We start from the raw sequence: 13,879 nt of genomic DNA on the forward strand, positions 1-13,879 counted from the left end.
CGTAATGAAGCACAGTTTCGAACGGTTGCGGCTCGACGGCGTGTGCCGCAGCTTCACCAATGCGGAGGGCGCGCAGGTCGCCGCACTGAACGGGCTCGATCTCGACATCCGGCGCGGCGAGTTCGTCGCGCTGCTCGGCCCGTCGGGCTGCGGCAAGTCGACCGCGCTGAACTGCATCGCCGGGCTGCAGCCGCTCACGAGCGGCGGCATCTGGCTCGACGACACGCGCATCGACGTGCTGCCGCCCGAGCGCCGCGGCTTCGGCATGGTGTTCCAGAACTACGCGCTGTTTCCGCACATGTCGGTGCTCGAAAACGTCGGCTTCGGGCTGAAGATGCGCGGCGTGCCGAAGCAGGAAACGCGGCGGCGCGCGCAGCAGGCGCTCGAACTCGTGCAGCTCGTCGGCCACGAGGGCAAGCTGCCCGGGCAGTTGTCGGGCGGGCAGCAGCAGCGCGTCGCGATCGCGCGCGCGATCGTCATCGAGCCGCCGCTGGTGCTGATGGACGAGCCGCTGTCGAACCTCGACACGAAGCTGCGCATCGAGATGCGCGCCGAGATCCGCCGCATCCACACGCAACTCGAACGCGCGACGATCTACGTGACGCACGACCAGGACGAGGCGCTGTCGATGGCCGACCGGATCGTCGTGATGAAGGAGGGCGTCGTGCAGCAGGTCGCGTCGCCGAAGGACGTGTACACGCGCCCGCACAACCTGCACGTCGCGCGCTTCATGGGCTATCGCAACGTGCTGCCGTTCACGCTCGAAGGCATGGCCGGCGATTACGTGAACGTCGCCGCCGCGGGTGTGCGCATCACCGGCGTGCCGATGGCGGGCTTCGACGGCAAGGACGTCGTGGTCGCGCTGCGCCCCGACGACATCGAGCGCGCACAAGCAGGCGCCGACAACGCATTCGACGCGACCGTCGAAACGGTCGAATACGGCGGCCGCGACTCGCTCATTCGCGCGATCACGCCGTTCGGCCCGATCTGGGCGCGCGTCGCCGGCGAATTCGCGCAGGGCGAACGGCTGCGGCTGCGCGTGAGCCCGGCGCGCACGCTCGTCTATGCGGGAGACGCGCGATGAACGGCCGCGGCGCCGCGTGCGCGGCAGCGCGCCCCCGGGAGGCCAGCATGAAAACCATCCCCGATCGCCGCCGGACGCACATTCTTGCGCAACGGAATGCTTCTGTCGGGCACTGTCGAAACAGCACTTGCAAGGGCGGTGCCGCATGAGCACGCTCGCGACCGGCGGCGCGCCGCGCGACGCGAAGGCGTGGCTCGTCACGCCCGCGCTCGCGTTCATCGTCGCGCTGTTCATCTATCCGTTCGCGTACGGCCTCGTGCTGTCGTTCCAGCCGACGAACGGCGGCGGCGTGCTCGCGAACTACGTGCAGTTCTTCACCGACACGGCGATGTGGCCGACCGTGCTCGTCACGCTGAAGCTCGCGGTGCCGGCGACGCTGATCAACGTCGGCATCGCGGTGCCTGTCGCGTTCGCGCTGCGCCGCAACTCGCCGTACCAGAAGTTCGTCACGACGCTGCTCGTGATTCCCGTCACGCTCGGCACGGTGCTCGTCGCCGACGGGATGCTCACGTACTTCGGCCCGAACGGCTGGTTCCCGCAGGCGCTGCAAGGGCTGCACCTGTACACCGACGAGGTGCGCCTCACGCACAACTACTGGGGCGTGCTGCTGTCGCTGATCGTGTCGGGCTTTCCGTTCGCGTTCCTGCTGATGCTGTCGTACATCAGCGGCATCGACCCGACGCTCGCGCGCGCCGCGGCCACGCTCGGCGCGAACCCGTGGCAGCAGTTCCGGCGGATCTACCTGCCGCTGCTCGTGCCGGGGCTCACGATGGCCGCGTGCCTGTCGTTCGTGCAGGCGTTCTCGGTGTTCCCGTCAGCCGTGCTGCTCGGCGCGCCGGCCGGGCCGACGCGAGTGATCTCGATCGCGGCCGCCGAAGCCGCGTTCGAGAGCTACGACTATTCGCTCGCGTCGGCGATCGCGATCGTGATGGGCTTCGTGCAGCTGCTGGTGGTCGCGTCGATGCTCGGCGCGCGCCGCTTCTTCTATACCGGTCCGGTCACGGGAGGCAAGGGCTGATGGCGACCGACAATCATGCCGCGCCGGCGTGGCCGCCGAAGCACAGCCCGCCCGGCGCGCAGCCGGTCAACGCGATGAAGCCGCGCAAACTGCGCGGCAGCCTCGCCGGCCGTGCATGGAAGGCGCTCGTGTGGGGGCTGATGGCGTTCTTCCTGCTGAACGTGATGCTGCTGATCGCGACCGTCGCGGTGAACTCGGTCGCGACGCGCTGGTTCGGCACGCCGCTGCCGCAGGGCTTCACGCTGCACTGGTATGCCAAGGCGTGGGAAGACTTCCAGCTCGCGAGCGTGCTGTGGGTGACGGTCGAAGTGGTCGGCGCGGTGGTGCTGCTGTCGGTCGCGCTCGGCGTGCCGGCCGCCTATGCGCTCGCGCGCGTGCAATTCCGCGGCAAGCGCTTCGCGCTGCTGGTGTTCCTGCTGCCGCTGATGGTGCCGCCCGTCACGTACGGGATCCCGATGGCGACCGTGATGTACAAGGTCGGGCTCGCCGGCACGCTGCCGGGCGTGATCCTCGCGAACCTGGTACCGGCGCTGCCGTTCGTGATCCTCGTGATGACGCCGTTCCTCGAGCAGATCGATCCGAACCTCGAAGCCGCCGCGCGCATCTTCGGCGCGAACACGTGGCGCTATTTCCGCTACGTGCTGTTGCCGCTGCTGGTGCCCGGCATGCTCGCGGCCGGGCTGCTCGTGCTGGTGCGCACGATCGGGATGTTCGAGCTGACCTTCTTCACCGCGGGCCCGAGCACGCAGACGCTCGTCGTCGCGCTGTATTACGCGGTGTTCTCGACCGGCGTGCGCGCGCCGCAGTCGATCGACGCGATGGCGATGATCTACATGGCCATCACGCTCGTGTGGGTCGTGATCGCGCTGCAGTTCGTGAGCCCGACGCAGCTCGTGAGTCGCGTGAAGCAGGAGCGGCAATAGGCGTCCACGTGTGGCGGCGTGCGTTAACGCGACTCAACGCGAAGGACAGCGGCGGCGCAGCGATGCAGGCGGTCCTGCCGATGCTTGCGCGCGCCATCCGTGCAATTGGTTACAAATGGATACCGCGAACCGTGCACGGACGTTGCAGACTACGCAGCGTACCGGCCCGGCGATACGTTCGCTCGCATCGCCGCATGCCGCCCGACGTTCACCCGATTCGCGGAGTTCCATGAAGTTTCCCACGCTGCTCACGCTCGGCTGTGCGGCCACGCTGCTTGCCGCCTGCAACCTGCTCCACGACGGCCCCGGATCGAGCGACGTCGATGCCGCGGTGCGCCGCGCGCTCGAAGCGGAAAACCACGGCGGCCTGAACGCGCTGTTCGGCCAGCCGCTGCCCGTGTCGGCCGACGTGATCTCGGCGAAACCCGACGGCGACTGCAGGAAGGTCGGCGAACGGACCTACACGTGCGACGTCGTGGTCACGTGGCGCAACCACGATTACGCGCCGTCGCGCGCGAACCTGACCTTCGTCAAGGCCGCCGACGGTTCGTGGCAGACCTCGGGCGTCGACGCGGCCATCGCGACCGGCGCCGCCAAATCGCTGATCGACCGGATCGGCAAGGCGTGGCCCGGCAACGCGGCGAGCGGTGCGTCAGCGCCGCAGTGACGCGGCCGGCGACGGGCTTCGTCGCGCTTTCTTCAGAGGACGCTCCCGGCGCGCGGAACCGTACCGTTCTCCACGGACCGCTGGCGGACTGCGCGAACGGTGCCGCGACCGCGGCGGTGCCCCATCTTGTTCGACCCGTGCTCGGGCCCGGATTAGCGGCAAAAAAGGGCGCAAACGCGACCGGGTATCGACCGAACCCATCCTCGGTATGCGGATCGGAATATAGGGAAAACCCTTAATTCGAGCTATAATCACGACCTAGAAGAAAGGTCGAACCATGCCCGAACGTCTCCAATCCCTTGAAAAATTTGTGTTTTCCCTGGTCGTGATGTCCGCGGTCTTCTGCTCCGCGTTCCTCGCGTACGAGCGTCACCCCGAGATCAAGATCGCGCTGCACGAAGGCGAAGCGCTGATGCGCGAAAGCGCCAAGTATTCGGTCATCTGCTCGCCGTCCAAGGTCGATCCTTGCGTCGAGATGTCCGCTTACTGATCGATCTTCGCGTCGAGGCTCGCGCGCCGGTCGGCGCGGCAGCGAACGGTGTCCTGGGCACCGTTTCATCAGTTTTGGACTCGTCCTACAGATTTGGCGGCCTGATTTCCTTGAAGTAGCGCCCATCAGGAATTCGGAAACCGGCCGCAAGACAGGGCGGATGTACGAACCCGTACCGTGCCGAGTCGCTGGCGTAAGCAGCCCCCATTCCGTCGGCCCCGCTTCGAGCAATCGAGCGGGGCCGCTCCATTTGCGCGGTCGATCTGCGCGCCCCATTTACACGGCCCTGACTGCACGGCCCGAATTCGCGCGGTCCGCAGGTTCGGTCCGCAGCGACCGGCGTCACACCACCTGCCGAGGTTCGCCGCGCGCAAACGCGGCAACGTTGTCGACGAGCTGATCGGCCAGTGCCCGCATCGCCTCGTCGCTCGCCCACGCGACATGCGGCGTCAGGATGAACGCCGGATGCGACAGGATCGCGTGGAACGGGTGCGCGGCCGGCAGCGGCTCCTGCGTGACCACGTCGAAGCCGGCGCCCGAAATCTGCCCCGACTGCAGCGCGTCGACGAGTGCACCTTCATCCACGAGCCCGCCGCGTGCGGTGTTGATCAGCAGCGGCCGGCGCGCCATCCGCGCGAACGCGGCCGCGTCGATCAGGCCGCGGGTCCCCGGCGTGAGCGGGCAGTGCAGCGTGATCACGTCGCTGTCGCGCAGCAGCGTGTCGAGCGGCACATGCCCGGCGCCCCGCGCAGCGCCGTGCGCGGCGAACAGCACGCGCATGTCGAGCGCGCGGGCGATGCCGGCCAGCGCACGGCCGAGCACGCCGTCGCCGACGATCCCGAGCGTCGCGCCGGCCAGGTCGCGGATCGGATGATCGAAGAAGCAGAACTGTCCGCTGTCGAGCCAGCGCCCCGCGCGCACCGCGTCGCGATACGCGACGAGGCTGCGCCGCAGCGCGAAGATCAGCGCGAACGTGTGTTCGGGTACGGTGCGCACCGCATACCCGCGAATGTTGCTGACGACGATGCCGCGCGCGGCGCACGCATCGAGATCGACGATGTCGGTACCCGTCGCGGCGATCGCGATCATTTTCAGGTGCGGCGCACGGTCGAGCGCCGTCGCGTCGAGCCGGACCTTGTTGGTCACGACGATGTCCGCGTCGCCGATACGCGCGGCCACTTCGTCCGCGGCCGTCCGTTCGAAGGTCCGCAGCGCGTGCGGAAACGGAAACGGCTTCAGCACGGTCTGCGGCGACAGCGTCGCGCGGTCGAGAAACACGATCTGCGCAGGAGAGGAACTGGAAAACATGGCGGGCCTCGCTGACGGGCGCCCGGCGGGCGCGCAACGGCAACGATTCTGCCAACGGCGCATGCGATCGGGCTTGCGCATTGCGCGAGCGCGCTTTCCCGCGTGGAAAACGTCGATGCCATCCGTGCACGGCCGGCCCGACGACTTCCCGGTTCACTGTTCCGTCGCACGAGCCGCTGTGGCAGCGCCCCGTCGTGCTGCAGGCGATGGCGCACGCGGGCGCCACTGGGACGATGCGTGTGCGGCGCTCGACGAAGCCGCCGTGCTGGCCCGCGAAAAGAGCCACGCGCCCCTTTCCGTTCAGGAAAGGCTGGTTGAGCATCGATCGATTTTCGCCGGATGCGAACGCCGTCATGATCGCCGTCATCGACAACACGATTTTCAGGAGACAGTCATGACGCGCCCCCTGGACGGTATCCGCGTGCTGGAACTCGGCCAACTGATCGCCGGGCCGTTCGCGGGCCGGATGCTCGCCGAATTCGGCGCGGACGTGATCAAGGTGGAGCCGCCCGGCGTCGGCGACCCGCTGCGCAAATGGCGGCTGCTGCACGACGGCACGTCGGTCTGGTGGGCCGCGCAGTCGCGCAACAAGCGCTCGCTCGCGCTCGACCTGCGCACGCCCGAAGGGCAGGACGTCGTGCGCCGCCTCGTCGCCGGGACCGACGTGCTGATCGAGAACTTCCGGCCCGGCACGCTGGAAGGCTGGGGGCTCGACTGGGAGACGCTGTCCGCGATCAACCCGCGTCTCGTGATGCTGCGCGTATCGGGCTTCGGCCAGACCGGCCCGTATCGCGACCGGCCCGGCTTCGGCGTGATCGCCGAAGCGATGGGCGGCCTGCGCCACCTGACCGGCGAGCCCGGCCGCACGCCGGTGCGCGTCGGCGTGTCGCTCGGCGATTCGCTGTCGGCGCTGCACGGCGTGATCGGCATCCTGCTCGCGCTGCGCCATCGCGAACAGCAGGGCGGCAAGGGGCAGGTCGTCGACGTCGCGCTGTACGAATCCGTCTTCAACATGATGGAAAGCCTGCTGCCCGAATACTCGGCGTTCGGCGCGGTGCGCGAGCCGGCCGGCAGCAGCCTGCCGGGCATCGCTCCGACCAACGCGTACCGCTGCCGCGACGGCAGGTACGCGCTGATCGCCGGCAACGGCGACAGCATCTTCCGGCGCCTGATGGCGCTGATCGGGCGCCCCGATCTCGGCGACGATCCCGCGCTCGCGCACAACGACGGGCGCGTCGCGCAGGTCGCGCGCATCGACGCGGCGATCGGCGAATGGAGCGCGCGGCTCGATCTCGACGACGTGCTCGCCGCGCTGCACGACGCACGCATCCCGTCCGGGCGCATCTACGACGTCGCGGACATCGCGGCCGATCCGCATTACCGCGCACGCGACATGATCGTCGACGCCGCGCTGCCCGACGGCACGCCCGTGCTCGTGCCGGGCATCGTGCCGAAACTCGGCGCGACGCCGGGATGCATCGAGCGTCCGGCGCCCGCGCTCGGCGCCGATACCGACGCGGTACTCGAATCGATCGGCATCGATGCGGCGACGCGCGACGACTGGCGCACGCGCGGCGTGATCTGAAGCGACCAACCCGCCGCCACCCGGACGACGACATGAACCAGCCCCATCCCCAACGACTTTATATTCACGAAGTCGCGACACGCGACGGTTTCCAGAATGAAGCGGCGTTCGTCGACACCGACGACAAGATCGCGCTCGTCGACGCGTTGAGCGCGTGCGGCTACGCGAAGATCGAGGTCACGTCGTTCACGTCGCCGAAGGCGATCCCCGCGCTGCGCGACGCGGAAGCCGTGATGCACGGCATCGTGCGCGCGCCGGGCGTCGTCTATACGGTGCTCGTGCCGAACGTGCGCGGCGCGGAACGCGCGCTGTCGTGCGGCGTCGACGAGGTGAACCTCGTGATGTCGACGAGCGAGAGCCACAACCGCACGAACCTGCGGATGACCCGCGAGCAGTCGTTCGCGCAACTGCGCGACGTGATCGACACGGTGCGCGGCACCGGCGTCGCGCTCAACGTGTCGCTGTCGACCGCGATGGGCTGCCCGATGGAAGGCGACGTGCGCGCGCAAACCGTGCTCGCGTGGATGCAGCGCTTCGCGGATCTCGGCGTGCACGGCTTCACGCTGTGCGACACGACCGGCATGGCGTATCCGTCCCAGGTGCGCGACCTGGCCGAACGCGCGCGCGAACGCTTCGGCGCGCTGCAGCTCACGCTGCACTTTCACAACACGCGCGGCATGGCGCTCGCGAACACGCTCGCCGCGCTCGACGCCGGCATCGACCGCTTCGACGCATCGCTCGGCGGCCTCGGCGGCTGTCCGTACGCGCCGGGCGCGACCGGCAACGCGTGCACCGAGGAGCTCGTGCACATGCTCGCGCTCGACGGCTACGATACGGGCGTCGACTTGGCGGGCGTACTCGCCGCGGCCGCGCGGTTGCCCGCGCTGATCGGGCATGACGTGCCGAGCCAGATCCTGAAGGCCGGGCGCCGCTCGGACCTGCATCCGCCACCGCGCGCCGAAGCCGGCCACATGCCGGCGCAGCGGGCTTTCTCGTAACCGAACCGGAGCGAATCACATGGCACTGATTGACCACCTCGACCACCTCGTGCTGACTTGCGTCGATCCGGAGCGGACGAAGCATTTCTATACCGAAGTGCTGCAGATGCAGCTCGAAACCTTCGGCGCGGGCCGGCTCGCGTTCCGCTTCGGCAACCAGAAGATCAACCTGCACGTGCGCGGCGCGGAGTTCGAGCCGAAGGCGCACGTGCCGGTGCCCGGCGCGCTCGACCTGTGCTTCATCGCGTCGGTGCCGCTCGACGACGTGATCGCGCATCTGCACCTCGTCGAATGGCCGATCGTCGAAGGGCCCGTCGAGCGCACCGGCGCGACGCAGAAGATCCGGTCGGTGTACGTGCGCGACCCGGACCTGAACCTGATCGAGATCTCCGAGCTGATCTGAGTTGCGTTGCCGTGAATTGCACGGCGCGCGCGGCGGTCATGCCGAGCTGTCGTGCGGCGTGGGCGCAGCATCGCGTCCGTTCTGCCGGTTCCGCATGCGCCGGCGCGATGCGCCCGCCACGCAGCAATCCTCCGCCGAAAGCGGACAGGCGCGTACCGCACCCGCCGATTCCGGATAGGCGCGCCCCGTTGTACTGCGGATAATGGCGTGCATCGGCGCCGGTCCGTCCGCCGCCTTCGCAGCGGGCGCGACGCGCGTCCCGCGGATCCGCAATCCGACCCACGCACATTCCGAATGACGATCCTCTATCGCGGCATGGACCGCGCGGCGCTCGACGCCGCTTACCTGAACACGAAGGCCATTCCTGACTTCCCCGCGGTACTCGCGTCCTGCCAGGCACGCAGTGCCGCGCTTTACGCCGCGACGCCCGCGCAGCGCGACCTGCGTTACGGGTCGCGCCCCGCGCAGCGCTTCGACTGGCTGCGCTGCGGCCTGCCCGGCGCGCCGCTGTTCGTGTTCATTCACGGCGGCTACTGGCAGCACTGCGCGAAGGAAGATTTCGCGTACGCGGCCGCCGGGCCGCTCGCACGCGGGTTCGATGTCGTGCTCGCCGAATACACGCTCGCACCGGCTGCATCGATGACCGACATCGTCGGCGAGATCGGCGCGCTGCTCGACCATCTCGCGGCCGATCCCGATCGCATCGGCACCGGCGGCCGGCCGATCCACCTGAGCGGCCACTCGGCAGGCGGTCACCTGACCGCCGTGTATCGCGCGCATCCGGCGGTCGTGTCGGCGCTTGCGATCAGCCCGCTCGTCGATCTCGAGCCGATCTCGCTGTGCGTGCTCGGCGAGAAGCTTCGACTCACCGCGCAGGAAATCGCCGCCTACAGCCCGCTGCGTCATGTCGGCCCCGGTGCGCCGACCGTCGTCGCGGTCGGCGCGGCCGAGTTGCCGGAGCTGGTGCGCCATGCGCATGAATACGCGGACGCATGCGAGGCGGCCGGCGAGCCGGTTGCACGCGCGTGGCTGCCGGGCATGCAGCACTTCACGGTACTCGACGATCTAGCGCGACCGGACAGCGCGATGCTCGCCGCACTGCAGGCGATCGCGCCGCGCTGAGCGCGCCGTCCTGCGCCGTCTCGCGCGCTTTCGCCGCGTGCATGGCCGGGCGTATGATCGGCATCAAGCCGGTCGGGCGCCGTTCGCACGCGCCGCACGGCACACCCCAGGATCCTCGTCATGGTGAACCCGCTTCATTTCGATCTGCAGTCGCTGCGCGTGTTCGCGCTCGTCGCCGAGCACGGCAGCCTGACCAAGGCGGCCGAACACGGTCAGCTCACGTTGTCCGCGGTCAGCAAGCGGATCGCCGAACTCGAGAGCGTGACCGGCAGCGCGCTGTTCGTCCGGCATGCGCGCGGCGTCGAGCTGACGCCCGCGGGCCGCGCGCTGCTCGAACATGCGGCGAAGGTGATCGAGCAGGTGAACCGGATGGCGCACGAGATGAGCGATTACGTCGCCGGCGTACGCGGCCACATTCACGTGTGGACCAATACGTCGGCGATCGTCCAGTTCCTGCCGGCCGATCTCGCCGCGTTCCTGACCGACAACCCGGGCATCAAGGTCAGTCTCGAGGAAAGGCTGAGTCACGAGATCGTCGATGCGCTCGGGTCCGGCAAGGCCGATCTCGGCGTGTTCGCGGACAACGTGCCGGCGCCGGGCATCGAACGCCGGCTGTACCGGCGCGACGAGCTCGTGCTGCTCGTGCCGCGCGGGCATCGCTTCGCCGCGCGCGACAGCATCCGCTTCGCGGATACGCTCGATGAAGACTACGTCGGCCTGAGCGACGGCAGTTCGCTGCTCGCGCGGATGACCGACGCCGCGTTCGCGGCCGAGCGCTCGCTGAAGCTGCGCATCCAGGTATCGAATTTCGACGGCGTGAGCCGGATGATCGAGGCCGGGCTCGGGATCGGCGTGCTGCCGCGCGATGCGGTGACGGGCGAGCGCGCGGCGCGGCTCGGCGTCGTGACGCTCGACGACGCGTGGGCGACGCGCACGCTGTGGGTCGGCGTGAAGGCCGGCACCGTGCTGACGACGGACATCGCGAAGCTGTTCGATTTCATGTCGGCGCGCTGAATGCGAAGAATGCGACGAATGCGCGACCTGCGTTCAACGCGCGGCAGGCGCGACGCACGGGGCACGCATGCCCCGTGCCGCATACCGCGTCATACCGGGTTGATGTCGTCCTGGCTGCGCCGCGTGGTCAGCGGCCCGAGCACGCGCAGCGTGACCGCGACGATGCCGAGCGCGACCGAGATCACGCCGAACATCGCTCCGGCGCCGTGCTCGGCCAGCACCGGCAGCAGCACGAACGGCAGCGCGCCGCTGACGATGCGCGACAGCGAGTAGGTGCTGCCGATCGCGGTCGAGCGCACGCGCGCCGGGAAGATCTCCGCCTGATACACGTGATACGCGTTGCTGAACACGTTCGACGCGCAGGTCGTCAGGAACCCGAAGCAGACGATCAGCGCCGTATTGCCCGAATACGCGAAGCACAGCCCGAACGCGGCGATCGAGAGGATCGACACGATCACGAGCGTGCGGCGCTCGATCCAGTTCAGCAGCGGAATCGACAGCAGCGAGCCGATCGGATAACCGATGAACGACAGTGCGATGAACAGCGTGCTGTCGGTGACGTCGAACCCGCGGCTCTTGACGACCGTGCTCGCGAGCGTGCCGAAGCCGTAATAGCCGAAGCCCTGGAACAGGTGGAATACCGCGAGCATCAGGTAGCGCGCGCCGTAGGGCCGGCGGCGCAGCAGCGCGATGCGCTCGCCGACGCGCAGCGGCCGCTGCGGTTCGGCCGATGCCGCGAACTGGTCGGGCACGCGCACCCCCGCGCTGTCCGCGAAGCGCTTCGCCGCGGCATGCGCATCCGCGGCGCGGCCCTGCGCGAGCAGCCAGCGCGGGCTTTCCGGCAGACGATGCTGGACCAGCAGCACGTACACGGCGCCGAGGCTGCCGATCGCGAGGATGATGCGCCAGCCGGCCACGCCCGCGACGTGCAGCGGATTCAGCCACAGCGCGAGGAAGCCGACCAGCGGCACGGCGACGTACGAAGTCGTATAGGCCCATGCGGCAAGCCGTCCGCGCTTGTCCTTCGGCAGGATTTCGGACAGGAAGCTGTCGGCGACCGGGTAGATCGCGCCGACGCCGATGCCCGTGAGAAAGCGGCATGCGACGAGCATGTCGGCGTTCACGGAGAACGCGCCGATCAGCGAGAACGCGCTGTACCAGACGAGCGTCATCAGGAACGCCTTGCGCCGGCCGATGCGGTCGGCGAGGCTGCCGAGACACAGCGCGCCGACGAACATTCCGATGAATGCCGACGCGAGCAGCAGCTTGAAATCGACGCTTTGCCGGCTGAGCCCGTATTCGTGCTGCAGCGCGGAGCCGATCGTGCTGACGAGGAAGATCTCGTACATGTCGAAGAACAGCCCGATGCCGATCACCCAGACGACGAACCGGTGCAGCGCACCGACCGGCAGGTCGTCCATGAATTCGCCGAGCGTGATGCCACGCGCGGGCAGGGCCGTCGCATCGGCGCCGGCCCGGGCCGCGGACGATGCGGCGGACGCGGGTCCGCCCGCGGTGCCGCCAAGGTCGAGGGATTGGCTGTTCATCGTGTCTCCTGATTATCGATTTGCCGTGGCGCGATGCCCGGCCGTTCGCGGCTATTCGCGGCCGGCATCACGGGCCCGGTCGCGCGACGCGGCGCACGTGCCCGCAAGGCCCGCGAAAGGCCGGATGCGCGCGATCGCGCCGATCGTCCGAAACATGGTCGGCGAATTTGCGCGACGCGATAATTGCGGATGCTTCAAGCATCCTTTCCCGCGCAGAAAGGCCGGGAAACGCCCGCTGGGCGGGCGTCGGACGGAAGGCGAGCCGAAGCTGGAAGGTCAGGGCAGGGAAAACGATAGGCCGCGCTGCGCGGATTCGGCGGCCGGTGATGGTGATGGCGTACCGCGCGGTTCGGTATCCTCGGTCAATCCGCCGGCGCCGCGCGACGGAACGGCGGAGCGACGCCGCGGGACCTTGCATTCGTCAGCGTTCATCGATCGCTGCGACGCACCGAATGTGCAGCGCCGCCGCTCGTCCGCCCATCCGGCTCATGGCGACGCGCACGGATCGGACCGTTCATCCGTCGCCGCCGCACCGGCATCGGTGCCGGTCCCGACCCCGACGTCCGCCCGTTCATGCCGCACCGTCTCCGACGCAACCGCCTGCAGCTTCACCGCCAGGTCCGGCGCGATGCCGAGCTGCGCGGCTGCTTGCTCCCGCGCGCCCAGGGTGCGCACGTCGACGCCGGCGATCTGCTGGAACAGCACGAGGGCGCTGAGGTAAGCGCCCGTCACGCCCGGATGCTGATAGTCGAGCCGCGAGATCGGCGGGTCGTTGTGCGCGCGCATGCCGTACCACAGCAGCGGGGCGCCCGACGGCGCATACGGATCGGGATCGGCGATGCCCGCCATCCACGCGCGCTGCCATGCGCGGCCGACCGGCGCGACGGCCACGATCGACGGATCGGTGCGGCGGGCGCGTTCGAATGCATCGCGATACGCGGCGCCGAGTTCGGCGAGACGCTCGACATAGCGCGCGTGAAAGCCGGCGCTGCCCGGCTCGCCCGCTAGCGCCTTCGCGAGATCGGCGCCCGGCCAGGTTTCGTACAGATAGACGCGCGCTTGCGGTGCAGCAGCGCGAATGCCGCGCGCGATCTTCGCGACGCTCGCGCAGAAGGCGGCGGGATCGCTGGCACGGCTATGCGTGAGCACGAACGGCAGCGGCTTCGCGCTCAACTCCTGCAGCACGACCGCGTCCCAGACGGGCCGGTCGATCACGTCCGATGCAACGCGGTCGTGTTTGGCGAGACTCGTCGCCGACATCGCTTCGAGATGGACGTCATAGTCGAGCCCGGCTTCGACGGCAAACCGCGCGAAGATGCCCGGAATCCCGCCCCACGGGCCCGGCTCGCGTTCCGCGCGGGCGCCGGTCTGCCCGAAGTTCTCGTCGATCACCCGCGCCGCGGCCGCGCCTGCGGCCTGACGGCCGGCATGCATCGCGCCGTACGAACGCACGGGCGTGTAACGGCCGTGCGTGAGACTGTCGCCGACGAACAGGATGCGTTGCGGCGAGCGGATTGCGGGCGCCGGCAACCCGGGCGGCGACACCGCCGACGAGCCGGCCATCGCCGGCCCGGCGACCAGCCACGCGACGACGCACGCCGACGCGCAACGCATGACGACGCAACGCAACGCGGGCACGGCAGGCAAGTCGGTCATCTCGAAGTTCCGCAAGGACGCGTGGCCGAAGTATTTCACGAAGCGGCGCGACCGCGCTGCCCCC

13 protein-coding genes are annotated in these 13,879 nt (G+C 69.1%); 10 read left to right on the forward strand and 3 right to left on the reverse strand.

The annotated features are described in order from the left end of the window. The first annotated feature begins 4 nt into the window (after nt 1–4). The 5 genes from DIE04_RS16205 (at nt 5) to DIE04_RS16225 (ending at nt 4,182) form a co-directional block, all read left to right on the forward strand. Nucleotides 5–1,084, forward strand: a complete 1,080-nt coding sequence (locus DIE04_RS16205) for an ABC transporter ATP-binding protein (RefSeq protein WP_124521754.1) — start codon at nt 5–7, stop codon at nt 1,082–1,084. A 145-nt stretch (nt 1,085–1,229) separates the two neighbouring features. Beyond that, nucleotides 1,230–2,102: an ABC transporter permease gene (locus DIE04_RS16210; protein WP_044843529.1), complete on the forward strand. Its 873-nt coding sequence runs from the start codon at nt 1,230–1,232 to the stop codon at nt 2,100–2,102. After that, nucleotides 2,102–3,025, forward strand: a complete 924-nt coding sequence (locus DIE04_RS16215) for an ABC transporter permease (RefSeq protein ID WP_124573120.1) — start codon at nt 2,102–2,104, stop codon at nt 3,023–3,025. The genes DIE04_RS16210 and DIE04_RS16215 overlap by 1 nt, the downstream gene beginning before the upstream one ends. A gap of 229 nt (nt 3,026–3,254) precedes the next feature. Next, entirely contained in the window at nt 3,255–3,692 is a 438-nt protein-coding gene (locus DIE04_RS16220) for a hypothetical protein (protein WP_124485474.1), read from the forward strand. Between the two features lie 277 nt (nt 3,693–3,969). Beyond that, a complete protein-coding gene (locus tag DIE04_RS16225; RefSeq protein ID WP_044843526.1) occupies nt 3,970–4,182 on the forward strand; it encodes a hypothetical protein in 213 nt (70 codons plus the stop codon). Between the two features lie 342 nt (nt 4,183–4,524). Here DIE04_RS16225 and DIE04_RS16230 read toward each other — a convergent pair whose 3' ends face one another. Beyond that, nucleotides 4,525–5,490 (reverse strand): D-2-hydroxyacid dehydrogenase, encoded by a 966-nt coding sequence (locus tag DIE04_RS16230; RefSeq protein WP_124521750.1) that lies wholly within the window; start codon nt 5,488–5,490, stop codon nt 4,525–4,527. A gap of 394 nt (nt 5,491–5,884) precedes the next feature. On the opposite strand from DIE04_RS16230, the gene DIE04_RS16240 reads away from it, so the two are divergent. From DIE04_RS16240 to DIE04_RS16260, 5 genes are all read left to right on the forward strand, one after another. Next, nucleotides 5,885–7,075, forward strand: coding sequence for a CaiB/BaiF CoA-transferase family protein (locus DIE04_RS16240; RefSeq protein WP_044843524.1), 1,191 nt, complete (start codon nt 5,885–5,887; stop codon nt 7,073–7,075). 32 nt (nt 7,076–7,107) lie between these two features. Beyond that, nucleotides 7,108–8,073, forward strand: coding sequence for a hydroxymethylglutaryl-CoA lyase (locus DIE04_RS16245; RefSeq protein ID WP_124521746.1), 966 nt, complete (start codon nt 7,108–7,110; stop codon nt 8,071–8,073). 19 nt (nt 8,074–8,092) lie between these two features. Continuing rightward, the gene (locus tag DIE04_RS16250) at nt 8,093–8,476 is read left to right on the forward strand and encodes a VOC family protein (protein ID WP_124485470.1); all 384 of its coding nucleotides are present in this window, start codon (nt 8,093–8,095) and stop codon (nt 8,474–8,476) included. Between the two features lie 294 nt (nt 8,477–8,770). Then, complete coding sequence (locus DIE04_RS16255; RefSeq protein WP_124521742.1) at nt 8,771–9,598, forward strand: alpha/beta hydrolase; 828 nt, start codon at nt 8,771–8,773, stop codon at nt 9,596–9,598. A gap of 120 nt (nt 9,599–9,718) precedes the next feature. Further along, the gene (locus DIE04_RS16260; protein ID WP_124485468.1) at nt 9,719–10,612 is read left to right on the forward strand and encodes a LysR family transcriptional regulator; all 894 of its coding nucleotides are present in this window, start codon (nt 9,719–9,721) and stop codon (nt 10,610–10,612) included. Nucleotides 10,613–10,701: 89 nt separating this feature from the next. Here the strand turns inward: DIE04_RS16260 and DIE04_RS16265 are convergent, their stop codons facing one another. Both DIE04_RS16265 and DIE04_RS16270 read right to left on the reverse strand, forming a co-directional pair. Beyond that, complete coding sequence (locus DIE04_RS16265) at nt 10,702–12,159, reverse strand: MFS transporter (RefSeq protein ID WP_124521740.1); 1,458 nt, start codon at nt 12,157–12,159, stop codon at nt 10,702–10,704. Nucleotides 12,160–12,645: 486 nt separating this feature from the next. Further along, on the reverse strand, nt 12,646–13,815 hold the full coding sequence (locus DIE04_RS16270) for a hypothetical protein (RefSeq protein ID WP_124521738.1): 1,170 nt from the start codon (nt 13,813–13,815) through the stop codon (nt 12,646–12,648). Nucleotides 13,816–13,879: the final 64 nt, after the last annotated feature.

Origin of the sequence: Burkholderia sp. Bp8994 (genome assembly GCF_003853805.1) — a bacterium.
Taxonomy (GTDB): Bacteria; Pseudomonadota; Gammaproteobacteria; order Burkholderiales; family Burkholderiaceae; genus Burkholderia.

Bases quoted from the DNA above. Each gene is read 5' to 3' on its own strand.
- DIE04_RS16215 (WP_124573120.1), top strand. From the start codon at position 2,102: ATGGCGACCGACAATCATGCCGCGCCGGCGTGGCCGCCGAAGCACAGC.
- DIE04_RS16205 (WP_124521754.1), top strand. From the start codon at position 5: ATGAAGCACAGTTTCGAACGGTTGCGGCTCGACGGCGTGTGCCGCAGC.
- DIE04_RS16240 (WP_044843524.1), top strand. From the start codon at position 5,885: ATGACGCGCCCCCTGGACGGTATCCGCGTGCTGGAACTCGGCCAACTG.
- DIE04_RS16220 (WP_124485474.1), top strand. From the start codon at position 3,255: ATGAAGTTTCCCACGCTGCTCACGCTCGGCTGTGCGGCCACGCTGCTT.
- DIE04_RS16255 (WP_124521742.1), top strand. From the start codon at position 8,771: ATGACGATCCTCTATCGCGGCATGGACCGCGCGGCGCTCGACGCCGCT.
- DIE04_RS16230 (WP_124521750.1), bottom strand. From the start codon at position 5,490: ATGTTTTCCAGTTCCTCTCCTGCGCAGATCGTGTTTCTCGACCGCGCG.
- DIE04_RS16265 (WP_124521740.1), bottom strand. From the start codon at position 12,159: ATGAACAGCCAATCCCTCGACCTTGGCGGCACCGCGGGCGGACCCGCG.
- DIE04_RS16260 (WP_124485468.1), top strand. From the start codon at position 9,719: ATGGTGAACCCGCTTCATTTCGATCTGCAGTCGCTGCGCGTGTTCGCG.
- DIE04_RS16245 (WP_124521746.1), top strand. From the start codon at position 7,108: ATGAACCAGCCCCATCCCCAACGACTTTATATTCACGAAGTCGCGACA.
- DIE04_RS16210 (WP_044843529.1), top strand. From the start codon at position 1,230: ATGAGCACGCTCGCGACCGGCGGCGCGCCGCGCGACGCGAAGGCGTGG.
- DIE04_RS16225 (WP_044843526.1), top strand. From the start codon at position 3,970: ATGCCCGAACGTCTCCAATCCCTTGAAAAATTTGTGTTTTCCCTGGTC.
- DIE04_RS16270 (WP_124521738.1), bottom strand. From the start codon at position 13,815: ATGACCGACTTGCCTGCCGTGCCCGCGTTGCGTTGCGTCGTCATGCGT.
- DIE04_RS16250 (WP_124485470.1), top strand. From the start codon at position 8,093: ATGGCACTGATTGACCACCTCGACCACCTCGTGCTGACTTGCGTCGAT.